At 64.4% G+C, this 19,410-nt stretch carries 12 protein-coding genes; 7 read left to right on the forward strand and 5 right to left on the reverse strand.

Going from position 1 to position 19,410, the window contains the following annotated elements; genetic code table 11:
* Window positions 1-243: 243 nt before the first annotated feature.
* A complete protein-coding gene (locus tag BM198_RS21015; protein WP_074972089.1) occupies window positions 244-1,593 on the forward strand; it encodes a 4-hydroxybenzoate transporter PcaK in 1,350 nt (449 codons plus the stop codon).
* A 7-nt stretch (window positions 1,594-1,600) separates the two neighbouring features.
* Here the strand turns inward: BM198_RS21015 and BM198_RS21020 are convergent, their stop codons facing one another.
* The 4 genes from BM198_RS21020 to BM198_RS21035 form a co-directional block, all read right to left on the reverse strand.
* Entirely contained in the window at window positions 1,601-3,001 is a 1,401-nt protein-coding gene (locus tag BM198_RS21020; RefSeq protein ID WP_074972091.1) for an efflux transporter outer membrane subunit, read from the reverse strand.
* Window positions 2,998-4,962 carry a MacB family efflux pump subunit gene (locus BM198_RS21025; RefSeq protein WP_074972093.1) on the reverse strand — a complete coding sequence of 655 codons (1,965 nt, stop codon included), beginning with the start codon at window positions 4,960-4,962 and terminating at the stop codon, window positions 2,998-3,000. The genes BM198_RS21020 and BM198_RS21025 overlap by 4 nt, the downstream gene beginning before the upstream one ends.
* Window positions 4,959-6,089 carry an efflux RND transporter periplasmic adaptor subunit gene (locus BM198_RS21030; RefSeq protein ID WP_074972096.1) on the reverse strand — a complete coding sequence of 377 codons (1,131 nt, stop codon included), beginning with the start codon at window positions 6,087-6,089 and terminating at the stop codon, window positions 4,959-4,961. The genes BM198_RS21025 and BM198_RS21030 overlap by 4 nt, the downstream gene beginning before the upstream one ends.
* 120 nt (window positions 6,090-6,209) lie before the next feature.
* A complete protein-coding gene (locus tag BM198_RS21035) occupies window positions 6,210-7,232 on the reverse strand; it encodes a FecR family protein (protein WP_074972098.1) in 1,023 nt (340 codons plus the stop codon).
* 178 nt (window positions 7,233-7,410) lie between these two features.
* Between BM198_RS21035 and BM198_RS21040 the strand changes: the two genes are divergently transcribed.
* From BM198_RS21040 to pvdQ, 3 genes are all read left to right on the forward strand, one after another.
* Window positions 7,411-7,890, forward strand: a complete 480-nt coding sequence (locus BM198_RS21040) for a sigma-70 family RNA polymerase sigma factor (RefSeq protein ID WP_074972100.1) — start codon at window positions 7,411-7,413, stop codon at window positions 7,888-7,890.
* 113 nt (window positions 7,891-8,003) lie between these two features.
* Window positions 8,004-9,338, forward strand: coding sequence for a lysine N(6)-hydroxylase/L-ornithine N(5)-oxygenase family protein (locus BM198_RS21045; RefSeq protein WP_074972101.1), 1,335 nt, complete (start codon window positions 8,004-8,006; stop codon window positions 9,336-9,338).
* 54 nt (window positions 9,339-9,392) lie between these two features.
* Complete coding sequence (gene pvdQ, locus BM198_RS21050; protein WP_083422435.1) at window positions 9,393-11,651, forward strand: bifunctional acylase PvdQ; 2,259 nt, start codon at window positions 9,393-9,395, stop codon at window positions 11,649-11,651.
* Between the two features lie 321 nt (window positions 11,652-11,972).
* Here the strand turns inward: pvdQ and BM198_RS21055 are convergent, their stop codons facing one another.
* Window positions 11,973-12,953 (reverse strand): IS5 family transposase, encoded by a 981-nt coding sequence (locus tag BM198_RS21055; protein ID WP_074972103.1) that lies wholly within the window; start codon window positions 12,951-12,953, stop codon window positions 11,973-11,975.
* Window positions 12,954-13,179: 226 nt separating this feature from the next.
* On the opposite strand from BM198_RS21055, the gene BM198_RS21060 reads away from it, so the two are divergent.
* From BM198_RS21060 to BM198_RS21070, 3 genes are all read left to right on the forward strand, one after another.
* Window positions 13,180-14,208: a D-alanine--D-alanine ligase family protein gene (locus BM198_RS21060; RefSeq protein ID WP_074972105.1), complete on the forward strand. Its 1,029-nt coding sequence runs from the start codon at window positions 13,180-13,182 to the stop codon at window positions 14,206-14,208.
* Between the two features lie 88 nt (window positions 14,209-14,296).
* Window positions 14,297-18,499, forward strand: a complete 4,203-nt coding sequence (locus tag BM198_RS21065; protein WP_279626048.1) for a type I polyketide synthase — start codon at window positions 14,297-14,299, stop codon at window positions 18,497-18,499.
* Between the two features lie 14 nt (window positions 18,500-18,513).
* Complete coding sequence (locus BM198_RS21070) at window positions 18,514-19,365, forward strand: 3-hydroxyacyl-CoA dehydrogenase family protein (protein WP_074972109.1); 852 nt, start codon at window positions 18,514-18,516, stop codon at window positions 19,363-19,365.
* The last annotated feature ends 45 nt before the right edge of the window (window positions 19,366-19,410 follow it).

The raw sequence follows: 19,410 nt of genomic DNA on the forward strand, positions 1-19,410 counted from the left end.
CCCACCCGGCTGAACCTGTTCGACTATCGAACGCTTTGCCGATTATCGAATTGAACCCCTGGGGCGCTCTCCGTAACGTCTGCACAGCCCGCCGCCTGGCGATCGGGCCCATAAGAACAATGAGAGACCGTTCCTGCCGCCACCGAGCGGCCGTGCACGCCCTCATTCCTGTCCAGTCCGAGCCGGTCCCGGTCGTCACCTTGCAAGAGGTCGCGGGTGCCAGGCCCCAGCAGGAATCCTTGCATGACCAGCCAAGCCCACGTGCCCGTTGCGGGCACCCTCGATGTCCAGCACTTCATCAATGCCCAGCCGTTGTCCGCCTACCAGTGGCGCGTCGTCCTGCTGTGCTTCCTCATCGTCTTCCTCGACGGCCTCGACACCGCCGCCATGGGCTTCATCGCCCCGGCCCTGACCCAGGAATGGGGCATCGACCGCGCCAGCCTCGGCCCGGTGATGAGCGCCGCGCTGATCGGCATGGTCTTCGGCGCCCTCGGTTCCGGCCCGCTGGCCGACCGCTTCGGGCGCAAGCTGGTGCTGGTGGGGGCGGTGTTCCTGTTCGGGCTGTTCAGCCTGTTCTCCGCCTTCAGCGCCAACGTCGACCAGTTGCTGGTGCTGCGCTTTCTCACCGGCCTGGGGCTGGGGGCGGCGATGCCCAACGCCACCACGCTGCTCTCCGAGTACACCCCCGAGCGCCTCAAGTCGCTGCTGGTGACCAGCATGTTCTGCGGCTTCAACCTGGGCATGGCGGGCGGCGGTTTCGTCTCCGCCAAGCTGATCCCGGCGTTCGGCTGGCATAGCCTGCTGCTGATCGGCGGCCTGCTGCCGCTGCTGCTGACCCTGGTGCTGCTGCTGTGGCTGCCCGAGTCGGCGCGCTACCTGGTGGTGCGCAACAAGGGCGATGAGCGCGTTCGCCGCGTGCTGGCGCCCATCGCCCCGAGCGAAGTGGCCGTGGCCAGCGGCTTCAGCGTGCCGGAGCAGCAGACGGTGCAGAGCCGCAACGTGTTCCGGGTGATCTTCTCCGGCACCTACAGCGCCGGCACCCTGCTGCTGTGGCTGACCTATTTCATGGGGCTGGTGATCGTCTACCTGCTCACCAGCTGGCTGCCGACCCTGCTGCGCGACAGTGGCGCCAGCCTGGAGCAGGCCGCCTCCATCGGGGCGCTGTTCCAGCTGGGCGGGGTGCTCAGTGCGGTGGGCGTGGGCTGGGCGATGGACCGTTTCGACCCGCACCGGGTGATCGGCGTGTTCTACCTGCTGGCCGGGGTCTTCGCCTGGCTCGTCGGCCAGAGCCTGGGCCAGATGACCCTGCTGGCCACCCTGGTGCTGGTGGCGGGCATGTGCATCAACGGCGCGCAGTCGGCCATGCCGTCCCTCGCGGCACGCTTCTACCCGACCCAGGGCCGCGCCACCGGCGTGTCCTGGATGCTCGGCATCGGCCGCTTCGGCGCCATCCTCGGTGCCTGGATCGGCGCCACCCTGCTGGGCCTGGGCTGGAACTTCGAGCAGGTGCTCACCGCCCTGGTACTGCCGGCCGCCCTGGCCACCGCCGCCGTGCTGGTGAAGGGCCTGGTCAGCCACGCCGACGCCACCTGATCCCGCCTCAGCCCTCGGGCGGCTGCCAGCCGCCGCCGAGGGCCTTGTAGAGGCTGACGCTGGCCTGCAGTTGCGCGAGGCGCACCTGCACGGCGGCGTCTTCGGCCTGGAACAGGCTGCGCTGGGTCTCCAGCACCGTCAGCCAGGTCTCCGCTCCCGCCCGGTAGCGGCGTTCTGCCAGTTCGAACGCCTGCCGGGCGCGGTCGCGTTCTTCGGCTTGCCAGCGTTGCTGGTGGGCGCTGCCTTCCAGGGCCAGCAGGGCGCGTTCGACGTCGGCGAAGGCGTTGACGATGGCGCCCTGGTAGGTGGCCAGCAGCTCCGCCTGGCGCGCCTGGCGTTGCTGGTGCACGGCGTCCAGGCGGCCGGCGTTGAAGATCGGCGCGCTGAGGGCCACGCCCAGGTTGGTGTAGGGGTTGCGCAGCAGGTCGGGGAACTGGTCGGCGCCGCTGCCCAGGGCGGCGGTGAGGCTGAGGCTCGGCAGCAGGGCGGCGCGGGCCACGGTGATATCGGCCTCGGCGGCGGCCAGGCGGGCTTCGGCGGCGGCGATGTCGGGGCGCCGGGCCAGCAGCGCGCTGGGCAGGCCGGGGTCGAGGGTTGGGTTGGCGAGGCGTTCGAAGCCCTGGTCGCTGACCTGCAGCTGCTGCACGGGCTGGCCGAGCAGGGCGGCGAGGGCGACCCGGGCCTCCTGCTGCTGTTGCCGTAGGCGTGCGTGCTCGCGTTCGCGGGCGGCCAGCAGGCCCTGCTGCTGGGCCAGCTCCACGGTGCCGGCAGCGCCGGCGGCATGCCGGGTCTGCACCAGATCCAGGACCTGGCGGGCGTTGTCGCGGTGCTGCCGGGCGATCCGCTGCTGCTCCGCCAGGGCCTGCAGCGTGAGGTAGGCGCTGGCCACGGCGCTTTCCAGGGTCAGCTCCAGGGCGGCCTGGTCGAAGCGGCTGGCGGCGTAGCCCTGTTCGGCGCTGGCCAGGGCGGCGGCCTTGCCACCCCACAGGTCGAGTTCGTAGCTGGCGTTCAGCAGGCCGCCGAAGCTGTGGTAGCGCGGCTGCTCGCGGCTGGCATCCAGCTGGCTGTAACCCGGGCCGCGCAGCAGGCGTTGCTGGTTGGCGCTGAGGTCGGCCTTGAGTTCGGGCAACAGCGGTGCGCGGGCCTGGGTGACGGCGGCCCGGGCGTGGCGCAGGCGGGCGCGGCCGGCGGCCAGGTCGTGGCTGCCGGCGCGTGCCGTCTGGACCAGGCGCTCCAGGGCCGGGTCGTTGAAGTGACGCCACCAGTCGCGGACGCTGACGGCCGCATCCGGGGCGGCTGCCTGCCACCGGGGTGGCGGGGTGAGGGCAGCGGGTTCGACCGGCGCCTGGGGGGTGCAGGCGGCCAGGGTCAGGCACAGCAGGGCGAGGAGGGGCTTGGCGTCGGTCATGGTTGGGTGAGTGCGGTTACCGGGTCGAGGCGCGCGGCCTTGCGGGCCGGCATGTAGCCGAACAGGACGCCGGTGGCCAGGGCGCAGCCGAAGGCGCCGAGGGCGGCGAGCAGGGAGAAGCCCAGGGCCACGTCGGTGAGCAGCAGCAGGCCGCCCACCAGGCCGGCCAGCAGCAGGCCGAGCCCGCCGCCGGTGACGGAGAGCAGCGAGGCCTCGGTGAGGAACTGGCGGAGGATGTCGCGCTGGCGGGCGCCGGTGGCGATGCGGATGCCGATCTCGCGGGTGCGTTCGCGCACGGTCATGAGCATCACGTTCATCACGCCGATGCCACCCACCAGCAGGGAGATGGCGGCGATGGCGGCGAGCATCAGCGAGAGGCTGTTGCGGGTGCTGGCCTCGGCCTGGATCAGGGCGGCGTTGTTGGTCAGCTCGAAGTCCCGTACGCCCCGGTGCAGGCGCAGCAGCAGGCGGTCCAGCGCCGCTTCGGTGGCCTGCACCCGGCTGGCATCGGCAGCGGCGACCACGACGAATGCCGGGTCGGGCTTGCCGAACAGGCGGATGCTGGCGGCGGAGTAGGGCACCACCACCTGGTTGTCGGCATCTTCGTCGCCGGAGCTGGCGCCCTTGGCCACCAGGGTGCCGATGACGCGGAATGGCACCTGGCCGATGAGCAGGTCACGGCCCACCGGGTCGAGGCCGGGGAACAGGGTGTCGCGCACCTTCTGCCCGATCACCGCCACCGGCGCCGCTTCGGCTTCTTCCCGGGCGTCGAAGTAGCGCCCGCTGGCCACCGGCCAGTTGAGGATCTCGGGGAAGTCCACGCCGTTGCCGCGCACGTAGGGGGTGATGTCGCGGTTGCCGTAGCGCACCAGCAGTTCGCCGCCGATCACCGGCATGATCCGCCGCACCTGGGGCAGGGTGGACAGCGCGGCGATGTCGTCGAGGGTGATGACCCCCTCGGGCAGCCGAGGCGCTGGGGGGTAGCCGGAGAGGTAGATGATGTTGGAGCCGAAGGCGCCCATCTGCGCCATGACCTGGCGCTTGCTGCCCTCGCCGATGGCCAGCATGACCACCACCGAGGCGACGCCGATGACGATGCCGAGCAGGGTCAGTGCGGTGCGGAAGCGGTTGACGCCCATCATCCGCCAGGCGGCGCGCAGGGCATCGAGCAATTCGCCGGCCCAGGCGCCGGCGGGGGCGAGGCCGGGCTGCTCCAGGCGTTCGCGCAGCTGGCTGGCGGGCCGTGCCCGGGGGCTGATAGCGGGGTCGGTGCCGCTGTCGCTGATGATCTGCCCGTCGCGCACCTCGATCACCCGGCGGGCCCGTGCCGCCACCTGGCGGTCGTGGGTGATCAGCAGCAGGGTGTGGCCTTCGGCGGACAGGGCGTCGAGCAGGTGCATGACGTCTTCGCCGCTCTGGCTGTCCAGTGCTCCGGTGGGTTCGTCGGCGAGGATCACGTGGCCGCCGTTCATCAGCGCACGGGCGATCGAGACTCGCTGCTGCTGGCCCCCGGAGAGCTGGTGCGGGCGGTTGTCGCTGCGGCTGCCCAGGCCCAGGCGCTGCAGCAGGTCGCGGGCGCGGGCGGCGCGTTGCGGGGCGGGGGTGCCGGCGTAGAGGGCGGGCACTTCGACGTTTTCGCGGGCGGAGGCGGCGGGGATCAGGTGGTAGCCCTGGAAGACGAAGCCGAAGGCTTCGCGGCGCAGCCAGGCCAGGGCGTCGGCGTCGAGCTGCGCCACGTCGCGCCCGGCGAAGCGGTAGTGCCCGTCACTGGGGCGGTCCAGGCAGCCGAGGATGTTCATCAGGGTGGATTTGCCGGAGCCGGAGGCGCCGACGATGGCGACGTATTCGCCGGCCTGGATGCGCAGGGAGACGCCGCGCAGCACCTCCACCTCGGGGGCGCCGTTGCCGCCGTAGCGCTTGCGGACGTCCTGCAGCTCCAGCAGGGGCGGTTCGCCGTTCATCCTTCGTGGGCCTCGTCGCCTACCAGCAGCCGCTCGCCTTCGGCCAGGCCGGTGAGCACCTGGACGCGCATGCGGTCCCGCAGGCCGATGCGCAGCTGGCGTTCCTCGACGGCGCCGCGCTCGTTCACCACGCGCACCCGGTCGCCGTCGCGCAGCGCCGCCAGGGGGATGGTCAGGGCGTTGCGGGCATGGCCTTCGACGAACTGCACCTGGGCGGTCATGTCGGTCATCAGGGCGCCGTCGGGGTTGTCCACGTCCAGCAGTACGGTGTAGAGCACCACGCGGCCGCCACCGGCGGTGGGGCTGCCGCCGCCCTGGCTGAGCTGCTCCAGGGGCCGTGGCGGCAGCGGCAGGATCTGCCGCACCTTCGCGTCCCAGCGCCGTCCGCCGCCGCCCAGGGTGCTGAACCAGGCGGGCATGCCGGCCTGGATGCGGCCGATGTCGGCTTCGGACACCTGGGCCCAGAGGGTCATGGGCGAGAGCTGGGCGATTCGCAGGATGAGCGGGGTCTGCTGCTGGGCGTTGAGGGTCTGGCCGACCCGCGCGTCCAGGGCCACCACGGTGCCGGAGAGGGGCGCGTAGATGCGCGTGTAGCCCAGCTCGGCTTCGTCGCTGCGCAGGGTGGCGCGGGCCTGGTCGATCTGGGCGCGGATCATGTCGATGCGGGCGCGGGTGGCGCGGACCTGGGCCTGGGCCACCTGCAGGTCTTCTTCACGGCCGGCGCCGCCGGCGAGCAGGGTGCGCTGGCGGGCGTGCTGCTGGTTGGCCAGGTCGTGCTGGGCGCGCTGCTCGGCGAGCTGGGCTTCGAGGGTCTGGATGGAGTAGCGCCCGGCATCCACCTTGGCCTGCTGGGTGGACGGGTCGATCTCCACCAGCAGGTCGCCCTGGCGCACGCTGTCGCCGGGCTCCACGTGGAGCTTGAGGATCTGCCCGGAGGCCTGGGCGCCGACATCGACGTAGTGCCGGGGCTGCAGGGTGCCGAGGGCGCTGACGCTGCTCTCCAGGTCCGCCAGGGTGACGGCGACGCTGTCCGGGTGGGCCGACCGTGGGGCTTGGGTCCAGGCCACCAGGGCCAGCAGGGGGAGGGCGAGCAGGGGCGCGGCGAGCAGCTGTCGAGGTGTGGGCATGCGGGGCTTCCGGGCTGGCTGACGACCCGCGACCGCCGGTGCGACGACCACGGAGGGCTGCCTGGGAAACGGATGGAGGCCCGGGGGATTTAGTCCGGAGGGATGGCCAGGAGTGCCGGCTCAGCGGGCGTGGATCACCACGCGGCCGTCGTCCTGGGTGGCCAGGCGGATCGGCAGCACCTTGGGCAGGGCCTTGACCAGGTTGCCGATGTCCTGGGTGCTGTAGATGCCGCCGATGCGCTGCTCGCCGACGCTGGCATCGCCGAGCACCAGGGGGTGGTCGAGGTAGCGGTTGATCAGCGGCAGGGCGTCGGCCAGGGGCAGGTCGTCCAGCACCAGCTTGCCGTCGCGCCAGGCCAGGGCCTTGCCGGGGTCTGCCGCGCCGACGCGGGGCTGCAGGTCGCCGGGGCGGAAGGCGGCCTGCATGCCGGGGGAGAGGTTGCTGTCGTTGCCGTGGCGGGCGCTGCGCACCTTGACCGAGCCTTCGGTGACGGTGACCACCACGTTGTCCTGGTAGGTCCAGACGTTGAAGCGGGTGCCGGTGACGGTGATCGAGCCGGCCCCGGCATTTACCACGAAGGGGTGCTGCGGGTCGCGGCTGACGTGGAAGTAGGCTTCGCCACGGGACAGGTCCACCCGGCGCTGGTCGATGAAGCTGGCGTAGCTCAGGCGGCTGCCGAGGTTCAGCTCCACTTCGCTGCCGTCGTCCAGGGTGAAGCGCTGGATGCTCGCGTCGGCGCTGTAGCGGTGGTAGCTGTCCGGCACCCAGCCGGCCAGCCAGCCGCTGTAGGCCGCCAGGGGCAGGCCGACCACCGCCAAGGCCAGGGCGCGGGCGTGGCGGGCAAGGAAGCCGCGCCGCCGCACGGGCGTGGCTGGGCGCTGCTGCGGGGCCGGGGCGGGCCGGGCTGGCGTCGGGCGTGCAGCCTTGCCGAGAGGTGCGGTGCTGGGCGGCAGGTGGGCGCTGAGCTCCCAGATCTCCAGCATTTCCGCGTATTCCAGGGCGTTGGCCGGGTCGCTGTCGATCCAGGCCTGGAACCCGGCGCGCTCCTCGGCGGTGCAATCCTCGGCGTGCAGTCGCATGCACCAGTGGGCGGCGACTTCGACCAGGGGATCGCTGGGGGCGGGGGAGGTGGCTTTATTCATCGGGCTTACCGGTTTGACCTGGGTTCCATGGTGATCTGAAGGCGATCCGTCGTTGAGGCTTAAATCTTGATGAGAATTATTATAAATTTAGTTCATTTCAGACTGCCAGCATCGTAGGACGATGGGCGTTGATCTCGCTCAACTGGTGTGGCCGCGTGGAACGCGGCCGGGGGACGCCTTGGAAAACTACTATCGGGAGCTGCTGCGTTTCCTCCAGTCCAGGCTCGGAGACCGCCAGGCAGCAGCGGATGTCGCCCATGACGCGTATTTGCGGGTGATGGAGCGTGCGAGTCAAGAGCGCATCGAGTCGCCACGGGCCTTTCTCTACCGCACGGCACTCAACCTGGTGGTGGATGAACACCGGCGCAGCGTCATCCGCCGCAACGAGCCGCTGGAGGTGCTGGACGAGGAGGAGCGCTTCCACGCGCCGTCGCCGCAGCGCCTGCTGGCCCGTGATCAGCGCCTGTCGATGCTCGCGCGGGCCCTGGACGAACTGCCCCAGGCCTGCCGCGATGCCTTCCTGCTGCGCAAGCTGGAAGGCCTGTCCCACGGGGAGATCGCCGAGCGCCTGGCGATTTCCCGCAGCCTGGTGGAGAAGCACATCGTCAATGCGATGAAGCACTGCCGGCTGCGCATGCGCGAGTGGGAGGCCGGTTGAGCCGCCGGTAAATTTCCCCGCCCAGTCCTCGTTCCTTGTCAGCAGGCGGCCACCGGGCCGTCCCCCCATGACAGCCGCGGTCCGCGACGGCCCGCCAGCAGAGGACACAGGACATGACCCAGCCCCTCAACACCGCCATCCACGACCTGATCGGCATCGGCTTCGGCCCTTCCAACCTGGCCCTGGCCATCGCCCTGCAGGAGCGTGCCGCCAGCGGGCAGGGCGCCCTGGACGCGCTGTACCTGGACAAGCAGGCCGACTACCGCTGGCACGGCAACACCCTGGTGAACCAGAGCGAGCTGCAGATTTCCTTCCTCAAGGACCTGGTGACCCTGCGCAACCCCACCAGCCCGTACTCCTTCGTCAACTACCTGCGCCAGCACGACCGCCTGGTGGACTTCATCAACCTCGGCACCTTCTACCCCTGCCGCATGGAGTACAACGACTACCTGCGCTGGGTCGCCGGCCAGTTCGCCGACCAGTGCCGCTATGGCGAGGAGGTCCAGGCGGTGGAGCCGCTGCTGGAGGGCAACCAGGTGCAGGCGCTGCGGGTGGTCTCCCGCGATGCCAACGGCCAGTCCCAGGTACGCACCACCCGCGCGGTGGTGCTCAGTGCCGGCGGCACCCCGCGCGTGCCCCAGGCCTTCCGCCACCTCAAGGGCGATGCGCGGGTGTTCCATCACGCCCAGTACCTGGAGCGGATCCAGCAGCAGCCGTGCGCCAGCGGCCAGCCGATGCGCATCGCCATCGTCGGCGGCGGGCAGAGCGCTGCGGAGGCCTTCATCGACCTCAACGACAGCTACCCGAACGTGCAGGTGGACGTGATCCTGCGGGGCTCCGCCCTCAAGCCGGCGGATGACAGCCCCTTCGTCAACGAGGTGTTCTCCCCCGAGTTCACCGACCTGATCTTCAGCCAGCCCACCGCCGAGCGTGAGCGGCTGATCCGCGAGTACCACAACACCAACTACTCGGTGGTGGATCTGGACCTGATCGAGCGCATCTACGGCATCTTCTACCGGCAGAAGGTCTCCGGCTCGCGCCGCCATGCCTTCCGCAACCTCAGCGCCGTGGAGCGGGCTACTGCCACCACCGATGGCATCGAACTGGTGCTGCGCCACATCGCCACCGGCGAGCAGAGCAGCCACCGCTACGACGCGGTGGTGCTGGCCACCGGGTACGAGCGCCAGGCCCACCGCGAGCTGCTGGAACCCCTGGCGCCCTGGCTGGGCGATTTCGAGGTGGCCCGCGACTACCGCCTGCGCACCGACGACACCTTCCGCCCCGCGCTGTACATGCAGGGCTTCTGCCAGGCCAGCCACGGCCTCAGCGATACCCTGCTGTCGGTGCTGCCGATCCGTGCCGACGAGATCGCCGCCTCCCTGCACCAGCACCTGGAGCCCGCCGGTGCTGCCGGGCGTACCGCGCCGAGCTACGCCATCGCCGGCTGACCACCCCCGCGCCGGCTTCGTCCGGCGCGTTCCCTTTCTCCGCGAGAACCCCCGATGCCCATGCGCACCCTTGTCGCCGGGGCCGCAGCCTTGCTGCTGGCGCCGTGCCTGTCCCATGCCGCCGATGCCGGTGGCGACACCCTGATCCGCTGGACCGCCCACGGCGTGCCGCATATCCGCGCGGCGGACGAGCGTGGCCTCGGGCGCGGCATCGGCTATGCCTACGCCCGCGACAATGCCTGCCTGCTAGCCGAAGAGATCATCACGGCGCGAGGCGAGCGGGCCCGATGGTTCGGCGCGGACGGGCAGTCCTCCGCCGGCCTGGCCAACGTCCCGTCCGACCTCTTCTTCACCTGGCTGAACGCCCCCGAGCGGGTCTCCAGCTTCCGTCGTGCCCAGACCGACGAGGTGACTGAGCTGCTGGTCGGCTATGCCGAGGGCTTCAACCGCTACCTGGGCGAAGCCGACGCCGGCCGCACCCACTGCCTCGGCCAGGCCTGGCTGCGCCCCATCGAAGCGGATGATCTGGTCCGCCTGACCCGGCGCCTGCTGGTGGAGGGCGGTGTCGGCCAGTTCGCCGAAGCCGTAGTGGGCGCCGCACCGCCCGGGCGGCAACAGGCTGATCGGGACAGCGGCCACACCCTCGCGCGGGTGGAAGGCTTCCGCCTGGACCGGGGCAGCAACGCCGTGGCCGTGGGCCGCCAGCGCAGCGCCGATGGCCCGGCCATGCTGCTGGCCAACCCGCACTTTCCCTGGAGCGGGGCGCTGCGTTTCTGGCAGCTGCACCTGACCATCCCCGGCAAGCTCGACGTGATGGGCGCCGCGCTGCCCGGCCTGCCGGTGGTCAACATCGGCTTCGGCCAGCACCTGGCCTGGACCCACACCGTGGACACCTCCGCGCACTTCACGCTGTACCGCCTGGAGCTGGACCCGAAGAACCCGACCCGTTACCGCGTCGACGGCCGCTACGAGCCCATGATCCGCACGCGCCTGCAGATCCGGGTGCGGCAGCCGTCCGGTGAGCTGGTCACCCAGTCCCACGACCTCTACGAATCCCGTTTCGGCCCGCTGCTGAACTGGCCCGGCAAGCTGGACTGGTCGGCCGGCGAAGCCTGGGCTCTGCGTGACGCCAACCTCGGCAACACCCGCGTGTTGCAGCAGTGGTACGCGATGAACCAGGCCCGCGACGTGAACGCCCTGCGCGCCAGTGTCGAGCGCCTGCAGGGCATTCCCTGGGTCAACACCCTGGCGGTGGATGACCGGGGCCGCGCGCTGTACATGAACCAATCCGTGGTGCCCCACCTGCAGCCCCGGCAGCTCGCCGAGTGCGTCATCCCGCAACTGGCGGAGCAGGGCCTGCCTGCCCTGCAGGGCAATCGCAGCGCCTGCGAATGGCAGCGGGAAGCCGGGGCCGCCCAGGCCGGCATCACCCCGGCCGTGCAGTTGCCCGTGCTGCTGCGCGAGGACTTCGTGCAGAACTCCAACGACAGCGCCTGGCTGACCAACCCGGCGAGCCCCCTGGTGGGCTACTCGCCCCTGGTGAGCCGGGAAACGCCGATCTCTCCCCGTGCCCGCTTCGCCCTGGGGCGCTTGCAAGGCCAGCAGCCGCTGCGGGCGGACGACCTGGCGGCAATGGTCACCGACAACCAGGTGGGCCTGGCCGGCGAGCTGCTGCCGGAACTGCTGGCGCTGTGCAAGGCACACGCCGGCGAAGCGGACCTGAGCCGTGCCTGCGGCGCCCTGGCCGACTGGGATGGCAAGGCGCGGGTAGACAGCGGCCTGGGCATGCTGGTGTTCCAGCAGGCGGCCCAGGCCTTTCTCGAACTGGACGACGGCTGGCAGCACCCCTTCGACCCCGCGCGCCCGCTGGACACCCCCACCGGCATCGCACCGGCCGCCCGCGAACCGCTGCGCCAGGCCCTGGTGGCCGCCAACGAGGCCCTGGCCGCCTCGGGCGCCCCCGCCGATGCCCGCTGGGGCGACCTGCACCAGGTCACCCGCGGCGCCCGAACCTTCCCCATGCCCGGCGCCGACGGCCACCTGGGCGTCTACAACGCCATGCAGAGCGAACACCAGGGCGACCGCCTGGAAGTGGTCAGCGGCACCAGCTACCTGCAACTGGTCACCTTCGACGCCAACGGCCCCCGCGCCCGAGGCCTGCTGGCCTTCTCCCAGTCCAGCGACCCCGGCTCGCCCCATTACGCCGACCAGATCACCCTGTTCGCCGATAACCCCTGGCAGCCGCTGCCCTTCAGCGACAGCGATATCGATGCTGACCCGGCACTGGAGCGCAAAGTGCTGCAGCGCGAGTGATGCTTGGCGGCACGTTCTGGTAAAACCTCGACTCAGCCAGCGCTATGCGCTGGCTGAGTTTTTTGTGGGTACGCATTGGGCGGGACTTTGTTGGGGAGTGAGTTTTCGAGCTTAGTGGTGAGGGATTTTGCGGGTCACCAAATGCAAGTCAGACTATGTGGCTTGAGTTCTTAAGGATGGTCTGAAGTAGTCCGATATTTTTGGCCGACTTCAGTACCTGCTGTTTTTGAAAGCAGGGGCTCGATCAAAAAACGACCAAATCACCCGCTCACTTCTGTGTTTTTAGCCGCCGTGGACACCTCTCGGCGGCCATCCTCTGCATTACAGGCACATCTCTCCCGTGTTCGTCAGCAAGTGCCGGCGCGCCATCCACAGATTTGAAAGAGCGAATAGCGTGACCAACTGAGCAGTGTTTTTTGCTAGGCCACGGAAGCGAACCTTGGTGTAGCCGAACTGGCGCTTGATCACGCGAAACGGATGCTCGACTTTGGCGCGCGTCTGCGCCTTGGCTCTCTCGATCTTGCGCTTCATTCGGTACAACAGGCTGCATTTTCCGTGCTGCTTGTAGGTGCTGCGGCGCGCCGCAATCTGCCAGATGACTTGGCTTCCTTCGTGCTCGGGCCGTTTTTCCACCCCGGTATAGCCAGCATCGGCATGCACCGCCTTCTCTTCGCCATGCAGCAGCCGGTCGACTTGAGTGACGTCCGCCACGTTGGCCGCTGTGCCTACCACGCTATGCACCAAACCGGACTCGGCATCCACGCCGATATGGGCCTTCATGCCAAAGTAATACTGGTTTCCTTTCTTCGTCTGGTGCATTTCCGGGTCGCGCTTGCTGTCCTTGTTCTTCGTCGAACTGGGAGCATGGATCAGCGTGGCGTCGACGATGGTGCCCTGGCGCAGCAACGGGCCACGATCTCCCAGGTAGCCATTGATCACGCCAAGGATGCCGGCCGCCAACTCATGTTTCTCCAGCAGACGGCGGAAGTTGAGGATGGTGGTTTCGTCGGGAATGCGCTCCAGGCTTAGCCCGGCGAACTGACGCAGGATGGTCGTCTCGTACAGCGCCTCTTCCATCCCCGGATCGCTGTAGCCGAACCAGTTCTGCATCAGGTGCATACGCAGCATCGCCATCAGCGGGTAGGCCGGGCGGCCGCCTTCACCCTTTGGGTAGTGCGGCTCGATCAAGGCAATCAATCCCTTCCATGGCACCACCTGATCCATCTCGATCAGGAACAGTTCCTTGCGGGTCTGTTTGCGCTTGCCGGCGTACTCGGCATCGGAAAAGTTCATCTGCTTCATCGTGAAACTCGGGCAACAGGATCGGCGTATTTCACCAGATTCGGGAAGTCTTCTTCAGGATTTTCCAAGGTGATCAAGTGCATGGCCTATTGCTACTAGGACAGCGAATTCTTCTTCATGAAGATCAAGGCCGCTTCCCCCCCCTGAGAAAAAGGCTTGAAAGCTTTACAGCGGAAAAATCATTTGCTAGGTTCGGGGTGCTCAGTTTTATGGCAAGGAATGCCTGATGAATAATAACTCGGATGCTGTCTTCGTTGTGTCTATTGCATTTGGTGGTCACTCACCAGAGCACGATGCCTCAATCGACTCCTTCTCCTATGTTTATGAATGCCTGAGGGAAAGTAGGGTATCCATAAATAACGTTTATTTTTTCGATATGCACGGTCGCGTGCATCGGCACGCCTACGACAAGCACCTATCGACCTCGGACTACATGCGGCCACAAGCGGCAATGACTTATATCGAGGCGTTGGCTTGCTGGAAGGAAGAAAAAACATACATATTGAATCTTCTCCATGGGCGTCATGGTGAAGATGGAAACTTACAGGGTGCTGCGTCGCTTCTGGGGTTACAGGGAAGTTTTGGTTCGGTACTGGCGTCGAGTCTGTCGATGAGTAAGTTTCACATGGGGCACTATGCAAGAGGCGTCTGCCCCTCCCTGCAGATTCCACCCTCTGCCCTGCTGAAAGGTGGGGTATCGTTGACCCAAGCCTTGCGGGATGGTATCGATCCTGAGCGAAGCATTGTGATCAAGCCCAATGCCTCTGGAAGCTCTATCAACACCGAGCGCTATCCAAGTGCCATTGGCCATGAGGCCCTGATGGACATCCAGTTGGAGCGGATGCGCGCCGACGGCGACGATGCCCTCATCCAGCAGTACATCGAAGGTGTTGAATATAGTGTCGGCTGCATAAAGACCGCGAACGGTGAGATCCGGGCGCTGCCCGTTGTGCGCATCACGTCAGAAACTGGATTTTTTGGATACCTCGAAAAAAATACGGTGGGCTCGGTAGTCAAGGAGTTGGTTAATGATGATGATGTCTTGGCTGAGGAGTTGCAGGTAATCGCTAGGACTCTTTTTGCTACTGTGGGTTTCTCCAGTATGTGCCGCTTCGATTTTATTGTAAGAGCCGATGGCAAAATCTACTTCCTTGAGGCCAACTCCATCCCCGGCCTCATGAAAAATAGCCTATATCCAAAGATGCTGCGAGCCGCCGGTATCGGTATTGTGGATCTAGTCGCCGGCATGGCGTAGTCAACTTTATTTTTGCAGACTCTGGTGCGCATTTAATGCGTGAATCCCTATCGCCTACTAATTGTGGCGTAGTTATGCGGGGTGGCTTGTGGGGCACGAAAAAGTAGCAATCATAGGAATGTTTGGTCGACTCCCTGGGGCTGAAAATATCCATGAGCTGTGGCACATGTTATTGGAAGGAAGAAACGGTACTCGCCGCTTCTCGTCTGATGAGTTGAAACAGCAGGGTGTTGCCGGCGCACTTTTGAGTGATGAGCGTTATGTACCTGTCCGAGGTGTTATCGGTAACGAAGAATATTTCGACTCCTCATTCTTCGGCTTTGCCGCGTTGGAAGCGGACTTGATGGATCCTCAGGCACGGCATGCACTTGAATGCGCTTATGGCGCTCTCGAGGATGCCGGGTATGCTGATCCGGCTTACCGAACTGTCACCTCCACCTACGTATCGGTCAGTCGTTCCGAGTATGAGCATCATCTGCTCAAGACGCTGCCAGCCGAGATGCTAGCGGCACCCTATACGCTGGACGGAACCCTTCCTGACTTCGTCCCTTTGCGAATTGCCAACCGGTTGGGGCTGGAAGGGCAGAGCGTGCTGGTCAAGTCTGCTTGTTCAAGCTCGCTTCTGGCTGTACATCTGGCTTGCCAGGAAGTTCTTGGCGCAGAGGCACCGATGGCGTTGGTCTGCTCCTCGGCGATTTCCTGGCCAACGCGGTCAGGGCGTATGGCTGTCTCGGGAGGTGTCATTTCCCGGGATGGCCTATGCCGGCCTTTTGACTCGGAAGCGAACGGCACGGTCAGTAGCGATGCCGTTATTGCCATATTGCTCAAGCGCCTGGATCTGGCACAGCGCGATGGCGACAGAGTCTACGCGGTCATTAGTGCAACGGCCGCCAACAACGATGGAAATCGAAAGAGCAGCTTCACGGCACCCAGCGTTGAGGGGCAGAGGGATGTGGCCTGCGAGGCATTGAGGAAGGCGGGATGCACTCCTGATGACGTCGGTTACATCGAAACACACGGTTCGGCGACGCTTGTCGGTGATCCTATCGAACTGGCAGCATTGGCTGAAGCCTATGTCACGGCGAGTGACGAAAAAATACCTATTGGTTCGCTGAAGTCGAATATCGGCCACACAGATACGTCCGCTGGCTTGGCGGGTTTGGTAAAGACAGCGCTTTGCCTGTATCACAGGACGCTCGTTCCTACTATCAATTACCACAATGCCAATCCGTTGATCGACTTGCCAGATATCCCATTTACGGTGAATACCCAGCGGCGAACCTGGCATGCAAAGCACAAGGCTGCCGTGCACTCGACAGGAATGGGGGGGACCAATGTCCACTGTATCTTGGAAGCCGTGCTACCGCAGCCCCAGGTTGTATCGTCCCCGCTCCCCTCCGAGCTGTTGGTTTTATCGGCGAGGTCTGCGGTGGAGCTTGAAAGGCTCACAGAGGCGCTGGCGACGCACCTGCGCAACACAGCACCATTGAATGTAGCCGATATCGCCAAAACCTTACAGATGGGCCGTGAGGATTTCAGGTATCGGCGCAGGATCGTTGCTGTCTCGCTGGACGACGTACTGATGAAACTCACCCAACGGGAGAGCCCCGCAGTGAAGTCTTTCGATGAAAACGCTCGACGGGACAAGATAGCGTTCCTGTGCCCGGGGCTTGGCGTCAATGATTTTGCGCTCGCGCGGGCATTACTGAACACATCCAGTGTCTTCCGCGAGAGCCTGGAAGGTAGTTTCAGAATCCTCGATGTCCAATTGGGTATAGACCTAATGGATGTGCTGAATGATGTTGCTGCCACGCAGGGTGCGCAGTCACTGGCATGGGGCAATGAGCAGAAACCTAGTCAGGTACTGAATGTCACTTATGCTCACCCGCTGATATTCTGCATTCAGCTTGGGCTGGCAGACCTGTGGGCTTCTGTAGGCATTGTGCCGGATTACATTGTTGGCTACAGCCTGGGCGAATACGTGGCCGCCACATTGTCCGGGGTCTTTTCGCGGGAGGATGCACTGACCCTGGTAGGCAAAAGAGCTCGCCTGATCGATCAGCAACCTAATGGCATGATGGTGGCTGTGGCGTTGCCCTACGCTCAGTTGCTTGATTACTGCATCGAAGGAGTGTCGATTGCCGCCGAGAACGCGAGCAGCCTGAACGTTATCGCTGGTAGTGAATTGGCCGTCGGTGAAGTGTTGGAACAGCTTAGACAGCATCGTGTGTTCTTCAGCGTCATCCAGGCCGAGCACGCATTTCACACGCCCTGGATGTCACCTGCCGCTTTTGAGCTGGAGCGCTTGGTGGCCAGCGTCAACAGGCACCAAGTGCAGATACCGTTTGTTTCGAATGTTACAGGTGACTGGATCGATGATGAGCAGGCCCGCAGTGTCCATTATTGGGCAAAGCACCTGACATCGCCGGTGCGGTACTTGGACTCACTGAGAACCCTGGCTGGTGAAAAGGATCTTGCCTGCATCGAGCTTGGCTCGTCGGGGTATCTGGCCGATCTGGCCAAGTTGGTAACGCCGGCAAATGCCAGCCACATCATGACGACTTTCGACAAGTCGGTTCAGGACGGTGTCTACGGACAATGGCTTGCCACATTGGGGGCTCTGTGGGGGAGTGGAGCGAGCGTCGATTGGCAGGGCATGGAGCGTTGTGCGGATGCGCGACGAGTCTCGCTGCCGACCTACCCCTACAGCCGCAAGCGGCACTTGATCGAAGCAAGTAACGTCACCTCAGGTCAGACTGTCAGTCATCAACGCCTTGCCCAGGTTTCGTGGTCTCCAGTGGAAAACACCGAGGCTCAGGTCAGGGCGATGCGCGATGAAAAAGACAGTGAAGCGAGTGTTTCCTCGCATGTCCGCACTATCTGGGCGCGAGCCTTTGGACGTGACGATCTTTCCAGCCAGAGCGACTTTTACGAAATCGGCGGTCACTCGCTGCTCGCCGTACAGCTTCTTTACTACATTCGGGAGTCGTTGAGTGTTGACCTGAACGTGGGTGATCTGCGCGCGAATCCGACACTGGGTGAGTTTATTCGGTTCGTCGAGCTGCGGCATCAGCGGCAACGTGACGAACACCTTGCGAAAGGGCACATTGCAGCAGAGGTTCTGGCCGCGCCCGAGCAGGATCGAGCTGCAGTGATCAGAAACTATGTGGTCGAAACGCTGCGGAGCCTTGCGGCCGACTGCGCCATTTCAGATGGTGCCAAAATAGAAAATCATGTTGTGTTGATACCGGACCTGACTCGGGTGTTCAAGCACGACCTAGGCCGTCCGGTGTATGCCCACGAGCTGGTAGCGCGAAATACCGTTGCTGAGCTTTGCAAATTGGTGCAGTCAGTTATCGGGGTTGACGAAGGTGACGAGCACGGCGCCGAAACCACCGGCACGACGGCGACACAAACGCTCCGGCAAGGCACAACGGCTGCAGGGCTCAATCTGGGGGGGGGAGGGGCAAAGAATCCCCAGGCAGCCTTCATACTGTCATCGGCGCGCTCTGGGTCCACCCTGTTACGCGTCATGCTCGCAGGGCATCCCAAATTGTTCTGTCCACCAGAACTTCACTTGCTGGGCTACCCAACGGTCAAAGTACGTAACGAACATTTGAAGTCGGAACATTTTGGCAAAGGGCTGCAACGAGCGATCATGGAGTTGTACGGTATCGGTCCATCTGAGGCCGATTCAAAGGTGCGCTGCCTGGTCGAAAACAATGTTTCGATTGCTGAAACCTTTGCTCTGCTGCAAAGACTGGCCGCACCGCGGCTTGTCGTAGACAAGTCTCCAGACTATGCCGGCGACCCTGAAATTCTCAGAAGCACTCAGGACATGTTCGAGTCCTGCAAGTACATCGTGCTGACAAGGCACCCGGCCGCCGTGATCGAATCCTATGTGCGCAATCGAATCGGTGCGATTGCAACGCAGCGCTGGCGTGATCCCGTGGCGCAGGCGGAAGATCATTGGTTCCGCTATTACAGCAATATCATGAACTTCGTCGGTTCACTCGCCGGGAATTATGTAGTCGTCAGGTATGAAGACCTAGTCGAACAAGCCGAAATGACGATGCATCGACTTGCAGACTTCCTCAATGTCGATTTTCATCCGGCGCTGCTTCAACCTTACTCAGGAGGGCGGATGGTCGACGGGGCGGGTGATCCCAACTTCCATGAACACGATCAGATCGATAAATCGCTGAGCTATCGGTGGAAGGATGGCGGACTTGACTATCGCTTAAGCGATAAGGTCAGGGCATTGGCAAAAACAATGGGCTATGCAGTCTGACGGAGTCTATCTAAATGGATCTTATTGGCGTTGTAGGTGCAGGCACCATGGGCACCGGGGTGGCAATCAATGCAGCACTCGCAGGATTTGAAGTCGTCCTTGTGGAAAAGGATACGCAAGCGTTTGAGGCTGCGCCAGGCAGGCTGCGCACGGCACTGCAATTGACTGCTTTGCTCGACAGGAGCAAGGTCGAGCATCTCGACAGTCAGCAGGATGCTCTTCGACGAATATCCATTGAGTCCTCCCTCGATAGGCTCGCGCAGGCCATGGTCGTGTTCGAGTGTATCTCGGAGAGCTTGCAGGAAAAGCAGGAATTGTATGAGGAACTTGATCGCATTTGCGCAAGGGATACTCTATTTGCCTCAAACACATCCTGCATAGAAATTAATGTACTGGCGCAGTTCACCCATCGCCCGAGTAAAGTGCTTGGTGTTCATTTCATGAACCCTGCCTCGTTGCGCCCCTTTGTTGAAATAACAAAAGGGCGCAGCACCTCCGAGCAGACATTGAATATCGCGACCAAGGTGCTAGCAGCGCTTGGCAAGGACCATGAAATAGTCAACGACTCGCCGGGGTTTGTAATCAATCGCGTGTTGATGCTGGCAATTAACGAAGCAATCGGGGTTGTTGAAGAGCAAGTAGCCGATTGCAGGCAGGTCGACAACCTGTTCGAGAAATGCCTGGGTCACAAAACGGGCCCGCTGGCCACTGCTGACTTGATTGGTCTTGATGTAATTGCCGATAGTCTGATTGTGCTGAGGAATCGTTTTGACAATGGCATATATGAGCCGAAGAGCCTGCTGAAGGAGAAAGTGGCTCGCGGCGAGCTGGGCGTCAAGAGCAAGCAAGGGTTTTATAAATATTAAGCACAGGAAACCCAGAAATGGATAGGAATACTATAGAGCAAAAAA

The organism is Metapseudomonas otitidis (assembly GCF_900111835.1).
GTDB classification, from domain to species: Bacteria; Pseudomonadota; Gammaproteobacteria; order Pseudomonadales; family Pseudomonadaceae; genus Metapseudomonas; species Metapseudomonas otitidis.